General features: G+C 48.9%; 8 protein-coding genes and 1 rRNA gene. 3 read left to right on the top strand and 6 right to left on the bottom strand.

The features are described from left to right. Nucleotides 1-117: 117 nt before the first annotated feature. Nucleotides 118-233, top strand: a 5S ribosomal RNA gene (gene rrf, locus GC128_RS20430). A 166-nt stretch (nucleotides 234-399) separates the two neighbouring features. Here the strand turns inward: rrf and GC128_RS20425 are convergent. The 5 genes from GC128_RS20425 to trxC all read right to left on the bottom strand — a co-directional run bounded on the left by GC128_RS20425 (nucleotide 400) and on the right by trxC (nucleotide 6,139). Further along, complete coding sequence (locus GC128_RS20425; RefSeq protein WP_151995836.1) at nucleotides 400-723, bottom strand: YfiM family lipoprotein; 324 nt, start codon at nucleotides 721-723, stop codon at nucleotides 400-402. 59 nt (nucleotides 724-782) lie between these two features. Then, nucleotides 783-2,138: a CDP-diacylglycerol--serine O-phosphatidyltransferase gene (gene pssA / locus GC128_RS20420; protein ID WP_151995835.1), complete on the bottom strand. Its 1,356-nt coding sequence runs from the start codon at nucleotides 2,136-2,138 to the stop codon at nucleotides 783-785. Nucleotides 2,139-2,252: 114 nt separating this feature from the next. Beyond that, nucleotides 2,253-4,913 (bottom strand): bifunctional acetate--CoA ligase family protein/GNAT family N-acetyltransferase, encoded by a 2,661-nt coding sequence (locus GC128_RS20415; protein WP_151995834.1) that lies wholly within the window; start codon nucleotides 4,911-4,913, stop codon nucleotides 2,253-2,255. A 32-nt stretch (nucleotides 4,914-4,945) separates the two neighbouring features. After that, entirely contained in the window at nucleotides 4,946-5,647 is a 702-nt protein-coding gene (locus GC128_RS20410; RefSeq protein WP_151995833.1) for a tRNA-uridine aminocarboxypropyltransferase, read from the bottom strand. Between the two features lie 72 nt (nucleotides 5,648-5,719). Further along, a complete protein-coding gene (gene trxC / locus GC128_RS20405; RefSeq protein WP_151995832.1) occupies nucleotides 5,720-6,139 on the bottom strand; it encodes a thioredoxin TrxC in 420 nt (139 codons plus the stop codon). Between the two features lie 210 nt (nucleotides 6,140-6,349). On the opposite strand from trxC, the gene GC128_RS20400 reads away from it, so the two are divergent. Continuing rightward, nucleotides 6,350-7,411 carry a tRNA/rRNA methyltransferase gene (locus GC128_RS20400; RefSeq protein WP_064513145.1) on the top strand — a complete coding sequence of 354 codons (1,062 nt, stop codon included), beginning with the start codon at nucleotides 6,350-6,352 and terminating at the stop codon, nucleotides 7,409-7,411. Nucleotides 7,412-7,465: 54 nt separating this feature from the next. On the opposite strand, the gene ung is transcribed toward GC128_RS20400, so the two are convergent. Next, nucleotides 7,466-8,146 (bottom strand): uracil-DNA glycosylase, encoded by a 681-nt coding sequence (gene ung, locus GC128_RS20395; RefSeq protein WP_151995831.1) that lies wholly within the window; start codon nucleotides 8,144-8,146, stop codon nucleotides 7,466-7,468. 320 nt (nucleotides 8,147-8,466) lie between these two features. On the opposite strand from ung, the gene grcA reads away from it, so the two are divergent. Further along, a complete protein-coding gene (gene grcA, locus GC128_RS20390; protein WP_064513139.1) occupies nucleotides 8,467-8,850 on the top strand; it encodes an autonomous glycyl radical cofactor GrcA in 384 nt (127 codons plus the stop codon). Nucleotides 8,851-9,007 lie beyond the last annotated feature (157 nt).

Below are 9,007 nucleotides of genomic sequence, written 5' to 3'. Positions count from 1 at the left end.
AACCTTACAACACCGAAGGTGTTTTGGTTGAGAGACTAAGATATTGATTTTCAGCTTGAACCGAGATTTTAAGTCGATGGTTGTGTGAAAGCATGACGGTTGATGAAACAGAATATGCCTGGCGGCAGTAGCGCGGTGGTCCCACCTGACCCCATGCCGAACTCAGAAGTGAAACGCCGTAGCGCCGATGGTAGTGTGGGGTCTCCCCATGCGAGAGTAGGGAACTGCCAGGCTCCAAATAAGTGGAAAGCCCTGTACTGACGTACAGGGCTTTTTGCTGTCCGCAATTTAAAGATTTTCCGCCCTTACTCTCGAAAAGATTAGCCCGTGTACAATCTTGATGTTCTGTTTGGCACTCTGGCATTACTTGCCTTCCCGCAAAGGGAAGTGAATCAAACTCTAATAGGTGGCTAGTTGCCATATTGCATAGCCGGTGGCTGCACCGGCTACATCCCATGTGAAATCTTTCCAGCTCCATCCACTTCCAGCTGTGCGGTTATCCCATAATTCTTTCGTGGCCCCAAGACTTACCGAAAATAAGAAGCCAAAATTCGCACTACGGGAGTCACTCCAGCCCTGATGCTGGCCATATTCGTTCCCTGCTGCGGATAAAATAGCCGATGCGATGAAGTGCTGTGCTTTATCCTGGCCTGACCATTGATCTTGCGCCATATGGCTGCAACCGCTGAGAAGTAATACTGAAGGGAGTAAAAGACGTAGCATTCATGATCCTCTGGCTATAAAAAAACCCTGCAAGCAGGGTTTTTCAGTATAGCGATGAACTACAGAATACGACTGATTAAACGATCTATACGTATACGGCGCAGGCGGCGAATAAGCTTACGCACCTTAACGGGATATTCCGCAATACTCTGTAGATCACGATAATGTTGAACGACTGTAGTGTGTGTGCGGATCAGATCCAATTCGTGGTCACGCTGGACAGTGAGTTCCTGTTTAGGATCATGAATCAGAATTGCGTTCTCCAGATCCAGACGCCACGCTCTTGGATTAAGGTTATTACCCGTTAGAAGCATCCACTCATCATCGACCCACATGCCTTTCAGATGGTAACTGTTATCGTCATCTTTCCACAGGCGAACAATCAATTGTCCGCTGTTTACGTAGTATTGTAAGCGGCTCAGGAAGCGGCGAAGGTTGATTTCATAGAGATAAGGCAGGGCGCCGATAATCTTAAAGGGTTGATCTTCTGGAATATAAAAATCATTTGCCGTTTTATCACCGACAATAATCTCAACCTGTTTCCCTTCACGTAAGAGCTGAATAATATTACGTACCAGCACAGCAGGCAGGTTGAAATAAGGCGTACAGATAACCAGTTTTTGCTCGGTACACGGCATCAAATGGTAGATGGTTTTATTGAGCAGACTGGTTTTACCCAAACCGACTAAAGGCGTAACGGCAAGTTGTTCGTTATCTGCATTACCCTGGAAATGGAAACTGGCATCTCGTAGTTCCTGGCGGAACAGACGGATATCGTTTTTAATCTCCGGGCTTTTTGGCCTGTGTAGCTTATCCAGGCGATGTACCGCACGACCATGTACCAGATTTTCCTGCATCCAGTTATACATGATGTCGGAAAGCTGCGGGTTACAGATGACCTGATAGCGGTCATAACGATATTTATCATGCTGATGCAGATAGACGTCATTCACACTGGCGCCGCTGTAAATCACGCAATCATCAACAATAAAACCTTTGAAATGCAGAACGCCCAATGCTTCACGCGTATTCACTGGCACGCCGTAAACTGGGATATCTACGCCGGGATATTCCTCGGTCATACGATGATACCAGTCAGCATTGGTGTTGGTAGCGGCAGCTCCGATACGGCCTCGCTGCGCGCGATGCCAGTCCACCAGAACGGTCACTTCTATTTCCGGGCGTTGCTGTTTTGCCTGGTAGAGCGCGGTTAACACGGCTTTACCAGCATCATCTTGTTCAAGATACAATGCGACAATACAGATGCGGCGAGTTGCGCTCGCAATTTTTTGCAGCAGAACTTCACGGAAATCCGCTGGGGAGAAAAGGGTCTTTACATCATCAACTGACTGAGAAAGCTTCGGCAATTGGGCAAGGTGTTGTTGATGTTTATTACGTTTAAATTTAGACAACATCACAGTGCGTATCTTCTCTATTCATTGGATGGCCTTCTGCAAAATCCAGACGTCAGAACCTGCTGATAATACCACTACTAACCCGCAAAGTGAGTAAGTTTTCCAGTACCTTACTCACGAATCTATGCTTTTTATCAATGGAAGAGTCAGACTTACGATGCCATCTTCCAGTTGTATATCGACATCAAATCCTAGTTTTCGAGCTAATGAGACCATGCCACGGTTGTTAGGCATCGTAATGCCATTCAGCCTCTGGAGCCCATGCTCACCTGTGTAGGCAATCAGTTTTTCCAGCAGTTGGCGACCCAATCCCAAACCCTTCAAATCAGAACGCACTAGTACGGCAAATTCGGCATCAATATTATCGGGATCGGAGATCGCACGCGTAACACCGATGATCTCACTCTCACCATTAAGTTGGCGAACAGCGACAAAAGCCATTTCTCGATCGTAGTCGATCTGGGTCATATTGGCTAAATCTTCATGGGTAAATTCGTTGATCTCACTAAAGTAGCGGTAGTAGAGATCCTCTTTGGTAACCCGCGAAATAAACTGTTGTAGCAACGGTTCATCTTCCGGAAGAATTGGGCGGAACAGGCACTGTTCACCATTCTTGAGGATGACATCTTCTTCCAACTGGTAAGGATAGGGCCGGATTGCCAGCCGAGTTTCTGCATCCCCCTCGAATTTGACGAGCTGTAAGGTCACGTCCAGAAGTGTGAACTCATTACCGGAGGCTAAAAGCGGATGAATATCCAGACGGCGGATTTCCGGGCAATCCACAATCAGGTTTGAAACCTGCACCAATACCTGACTGATACCGGGCACATCTAAGGGGCGTAATGCGCTGCGCCCACGAATTTTCCCGCTTTTGATCGCCTGAATAACCAGATAGCGGGCAAGATTCATATTGAGTGGTGGCAAGGCCACCACAGCCTGCTGATCGGGGCGCCACTCGACGCCACCTTCGCCCAGCATAATAAGTGGGCCAAAGACCGGGTCATGTTCAACGACGATGCGCAGCTCCTGGGCACCGGCACGGTTAGCCATGCTTTGAACCAACAACCCGTGGATACGAGCTTGCGGCCACGTCATTTTAACTCGATCAATAATGGCATCAGCTGCTTGCTGAACCTCAGTGGCGGTTCTCAGGTAAAGCATCACACCCTGAACTTCAGATTTATGCGGGATATCAGGGGAGCGTAATTTCAACGCGACCGGATACCCAATCTGCTCGGCAATATACACGGCTTCTGCACTGTCGCTGGCAATCCAGGTTGGCAGAGTGTTTAGCCCGTACGCTTGTAAAATAGGGCGCACTTCATGGGTATCGAGAGAAGTGGCTCCTTCGTTCAGTGCTTGTTGCAGTAGGGCATGAGCTTCACTGGCATTGGCTTTCAGATTGGCAGGTAACGCTGGTGTCTCACGCAGCTGTTTCTGGTTTCGACGATATTCCACCATATGCATAAATGCTGTTACCGCGCCCTCAGGTGTGCGGTATGTAGGAATGCCTGCATCACTGAATAACCGTCTGGCTTCCTGAGAGGAAAATTCACCACACCAATTGGTTATTAGTGTGATGTATTTGCCGCGAGGATGTTTGTGGATTAAGTCGATTAACGCGGTGGCGCTTACCGTCCCGGGGGCCGCAGCACTCGGGGCATGGATGATCATCAGGGCATCATAATCCTGGCTATCCAGTAATATTTCGATGGCTCGCAAATAACGTTCAGGAGTCGCATCGTCGCGGAGATCCAGTGGATTGCCACTTTCAACACTGACGGGCAAAGCGCTCTTTAGCTTATTGAGAACTTCATCACTCAGCGTTGCTAGCTTACCGTTACGCAGCCATAACTCATCCAGTGCCAGCGCCGCAGGGGCAGCGCCATTGCTGACTATCATTAAACGCTCGCCACGCAGTGGCCGCATGTGGCTCAGGGTTTCTACCGCCGAGAACAGCTCATGAGTGTCCTGAACGCGTAAAAGACCTGCTCGTTGAATGGCTGCATCCCATGCAGCATCAAGCCCCAGATGGGTTTTAAGCAGTTCTTGTGCTTTGACGCTGCGACCGCTTTTAATTACCAGGATCGGTTTGTTACGCGAAGCACTTCGCGCCGCTGAAACAAAACGTCGGGCATCGCTCAGGTGTTCGAGATAAAGCAGAATAGCGCTGGTTTTGGTATCGCGAGCCAGATAATCCAGTAACTCATCAACATCAATATCCAAACTGTCACCGAGCGCGATAAACCATGAGAAGCCCATTTCACGCTGCTGGGCCCAGTCCAGAATTGTGTTGGAAACTGCCGCTGATTGAGAAATAAAAGCCAGCTTACCTTTCTGAATGGGTACGGGTGAGAAACTCGCATTAAGTCCTTGCCACGGCGCAAGTAAGCCAAGGCTGTTTGGTCCCAGCAAACGCATTTGCCATTGAGTGGCACAGGCTAATAATTCAGGCAGTTGCTCAGGCGGAGCGGAGAGGATAATGCAGGCTTTACAGCCCTTTTCACCCAAGGCTTGCAGTAATTCAAGATTACGTTTTGAGTTGGTACAAATGACGGCAAGATCGGGCGGGAACGGAAGGCTTGCGATATCTGGCCATGCAAGAACGCCGCAAACCGCTTTATGGCTGGGTGTCACAGGCATTACCGGGCCGTTAAAGCCTCCAGCCAGGAGATTGCGCATCATTAAGTAGCCTGCGCGATCTATTTTTGCAGAAGCCCCGATAACCGCGATTGATTTGGGGCGCAGTAGCGCCTCCAGCCCACGTTGACTCATAGCTCTCTCCCCTGAGAATTAACTCAGTGAGTTTAAACGCTTTCTGTCTCTGCTGCTGTGATGCTGGACTGATGATGGGGTTTGCCTGCCAGATATCGCTCGCGAAAAAGCGTGAAATGTTCTGTGAGGCCAACAGCTGCGTGCTCATCGTCTGCAAGTGCGAGCAATGCTGCTGCGACTTCTGCTGTGCAGTATTGCCCGTCCGCGTGAGCTTCACGGAGTCGGTAAGCCGAGACAATACTCAAATCCACTGAAATGACCGGAAGATTATCCAGATAAGGGCTCTTGCGGAACATCTTACGCGCTTCAGTCCAGGTGCCATCAAGCATGATAAAAAGCGGTGGTTTCCCACTTTTAGGTGGCGTTGTCAGTACTTCTCGTCCAGCGCTTGCGTAAGAAGCGGGGAATACGACCATCGGTTGATAGTCTGGTGAACTGACTAAATCGAGCAGTGCCTGTGATGGTTCGGTTCGTGACCACTGAAAAGCTTGGGTATCCGGCAAAATATCTGCAATGAGTCGCCCGGTATTGCTTGGCTTCATCGGTTCGGTGTCGAACATCACCAGGCAGAAACGGCTACGTGCATTCTGCGGCTGTAGTGTTTCGCACAGGCATTGTTTTAGCGGCAGCAAGCAACGTTGACAACGGCGGATGCGGTTACCACGAGCAAGGAAAGGGCGGGTTGCACGCGCCAGGCGTTCGGCACGAAGACGTAGGACGGCGTTTTCAGTCATCAGATAAACAAGCTTAAAAACGCCATTCTAACGTAGATGAGGCATTCGGGCACAAGAAACGTGCCCGTGAAATTAGATGTTTTCGTTCAGCCAACTATCAAACGGTGCTTTAGGCATCGCGCCGTTTAGCATGTCGACCATTTCACCTTTTTTGAACACCATAATGGTCGGAATGCTACGGATACGGAAACGTGCGCTAAGTGCAGGTTCTGCTTCTGTATTTACTTTCACAAAACGTACTTTTCCACTGCGTTCTTCCGCCACATCTTCGAAGATTGGCGCAAAGTTCACACATGGCCCACACCACGGAGCCCAGAAATCCACAACTACGGGCAAATCATCTTGCAGCAGTTTATCAAGGGTTTCACAGGTGGCATTAATCACTTCGCCATCAAAAAGCTCATGGCCACAACGACCACATTTCGCACCGTCGTCAATACGCTCATCGGGGATGCGATTAATCGCCTGGCAGGCGGCACAAACGGTATTCATAGCTAACCTCTAAAGGATACGTTGTCTGAAAACAGTCAACTCGTCAGTAATGTTTCTTATATGTTAAATATTATCGGCGATTAATAGAGTACCAGCCAAGTGATTTATTCGATGGATATAATAGTTATTGGCTTTTGACCAAAGTTAATGGCTAAGCCGTGCCACATCGGGTAATCTGCGCGCCACGCGCTCAGCCAGGTGGAGAGAAGAATGAACGACGAATTTAAAGGTAAAAGCGGCAAAGTCAAAGTGATGTATGTCCGCGGTGACGATGACAGCGAAAAACGCAGCCAAAACCCGCGCACAGGTAAAGGTGGTGGGCGTCCTGCAGCACCGTCACGGGGTGAGGGCCGTCGTGGTCCACGTCGCGATGATAAGCCTGGCGCCGGGCGTGATCGGAATCGTAGTGATGATCGTGACGATCGCGGTGATAACCCGTGGCGTACGGTTTCACGACCGCCAAGAGAAGAAGTAGTTGAAGCAGGCGAGCAAATGGGTGCCAATGGCAGACCAATTGTTGATCCTGAAGTGATTCGCCGCCAGCGTGCGGAAGAAACTCGTGTTTACGGTGAAAATGCTTGCCAGGCGCTGTTCCTGAGCCGCCCTGATTGCATCGTACGCGCCTGGTTTGTCCAGAGCGTGACTCCGCGTTTCAAAGAAGCATTACGTTGGATGGCAGCAAACCGTAAAGCCTACCATGTGGTAGATGATGCTGAGTTAGTGAAAGCATCAGGTACTGAGCACCACGGTGGCGTTTGCTTCATCATTAAAAAGCGTCGTGGTATCACAGTTGATAGCTGGCTTTCTAAAGCTGGTGAAGAAGATTGTGTACTGGCTCTGGAAAACGTGGCTAACCCGCACAACCTTGGCGGCATTATGCGCAGCTGTGCACACTTCGGTGTGAAAGGTTTGCTGGTGGAAGATGCGGCAATGCTGGAGTCTGGTGCTGCTGTTCGTACTGCTGAAGGCGGTGCGGAGCATGTTGAAGCCATCAGCGGCGAGACTTTCGAAGACGGCCTGGAGCAATTCCGTAAAGCCGGTTATGCGATTGTCACGACATCAAGCCACAAAGGAACTCCGCTCTTCAAAGCTGAGTTGCCGAAGAAAATGGTTCTGGTGTTAGGTCAGGAGCGCGAAGGCGTTTCCGATGCAACCTTCGAAAATGCTGATATGAGCGTGGCGATTACCGGTACTGGTAATGTTGAAAGCCTGAATGTATCAGTAGCAACCGGTGTGTTGCTCTCTGAGTGGTGGCGTCAAAACAAAGCGTGATGCTTTGTTAATGACTGCTTTAAAAAGCCAGCGAAAGCTGGCTTTTTTGTCTCTTTAGTCTGGCAATACAGGCGTCCAGTTAATCGCTGGCTGGTTGCACTCAGTCAGATACTCATTAGTTTTAGAGAAGTGACCGCAGCCCATAAACCCACGATGTGCTGATAAAGGCGAAGGATGGGGGGCTTGTAAAACATGGTGGCGATTGCGATCGATAAAGCTACCTTTCTTCTGCGCGTGCGAACCCCACAGCAAAAAGACCACACCTTCACAGTGTTCGTTGATAAGCGCTATCACTTTATCCGTGAACGTCTCCCAACCTAATTTCGCATGCGAATGCGCATTGCCTGCTTCAACAGTTAGTACGGTATTGAGCAATAATACGCCCTGGCGCGCCCAGCTTTCCAGATAGCCGTGGTTTGGCCGCGTGAAATCAGCAATATCGGTTTGTAGCTCTTTATACATGTTAGCTAATGATGGTGGCACTGCAACGCCGGGGAGCACAGAAAAGGCTAGCCCATGCGCCTGTCCTGGGCCATGGTAAGGGTCTTGACCAAGGATCACGACTTTCACATCACCCAGCTCAGTAAATCTGAATGCGTTGAACACATCTTTCTGAGGCGGATAAACAGTTACACCGGCTGCTCGCCGTTCTGCAACGGTTGCCAGGGTATTTGTGAAATAGGGTTGCTGCTTTTCTTGCGCCAGCACGTCGTGCCACGTGAGGGGGGTTGTCATCTCGCTCTCCTGCGATTCGGAATGATGTTAGCTTAACCACTTCTTTCTACTAAGCAAAATGGTTGAGCGTCTATAGGCGCAGGAACCTAAAAAAATTTGAGAATTTACATAATTTTTAATTTGAACGAGATGAGATAAGTTGATGTAAAACAAATAAATGATATCATAGCCATATTGTAGGTATGGATTTAATTGATTTAAATCAAAGTTTGAAGCGACTTTGGCTAGTATAAAGATCAGTAACGCAACAATGGTTTTACCAATGAGCCAGCTTATGGCCCGAAATAGAATCACAAAATTAGCCCATAGGGAGAAATAAAATGATTACTGGTATCCAAATTACTAAAGCTGCAAATGATTCCCTCCTGAACTCAATCTGGCTGCTGGACAGCGAGAAAGGCGAAGCACGTTGTGTTTGTGCTAAAGCTGGTTTTGCAGAAGACGAAGTTGTAGAAGTGAGCAAATTGGGCGAAATCGAATATCGCGAAATCCCAGTTGAAGCAAAACCTGAAGTTCGTGTGGAAGGTGGTCAGCACCTGAACGTGAACGTGCTGCGTCGTGAAACTCTGGAAGATGCTGTTAAGCACCCAGAAAAATACCCACAGCTGACCATCCGTGTGTCTGGTTATGCAGTGCGTTTCAACTCACTGACTGCAGAACAGCAGCGTGACGTGATTGCTCGTACTTTCACTGCTAGCCTCTAATATTCTGCATCTCGAATTATTTCGGGTATACAGTATTTAAGATTTAAAAGCCGGTGCTCATTGCACCGGCTTTTTTATGGCTTTGAGTCAGTAACAGTTATTAAACGGTTAAAAACCTGACTCAGATCGTAAAAAAACCGCCTCAATGGAGACGGTT

The organism is Buttiauxella massiliensis (genome assembly GCF_902500225.1).
Lineage (GTDB): Bacteria > Pseudomonadota > Gammaproteobacteria > Enterobacterales > Enterobacteriaceae > Buttiauxella > Buttiauxella massiliensis.
This window is presented reverse-complemented; position numbering and strand designations above follow the sequence as displayed.

What these genes read in the sequence shown, in the direction of transcription:
- GC128_RS20425 (WP_151995836.1), bottom strand. Translation starts at nt 723, where the DNA reads ATGCTACGTCTTTTACTCCCTTCAGTATTACTTCTCAGCGGTTGCAGC.
- pssA (WP_151995835.1), bottom strand. Translation starts at nt 2,138, where the DNA reads ATGTTGTCTAAATTTAAACGTAATAAACATCAACAACACCTTGCCCAA.
- GC128_RS20415 (WP_151995834.1), bottom strand. Translation starts at nt 4,913, where the DNA reads ATGAGTCAACGTGGGCTGGAGGCGCTACTGCGCCCCAAATCAATCGCG.
- GC128_RS20410 (WP_151995833.1), bottom strand. Translation starts at nt 5,647, where the DNA reads ATGACTGAAAACGCCGTCCTACGTCTTCGTGCCGAACGCCTGGCGCGT.
- trxC (WP_151995832.1), bottom strand. Translation starts at nt 6,139, where the DNA reads ATGAATACCGTTTGTGCCGCCTGCCAGGCGATTAATCGCATCCCCGAT.
- GC128_RS20400 (WP_064513145.1), top strand. Translation starts at nt 6,350, where the DNA reads ATGAACGACGAATTTAAAGGTAAAAGCGGCAAAGTCAAAGTGATGTAT.
- ung (WP_151995831.1), bottom strand. Translation starts at nt 8,146, where the DNA reads ATGACAACCCCCCTCACGTGGCACGACGTGCTGGCGCAAGAAAAGCAG.
- grcA (WP_064513139.1), top strand. Translation starts at nt 8,467, where the DNA reads ATGATTACTGGTATCCAAATTACTAAAGCTGCAAATGATTCCCTCCTG.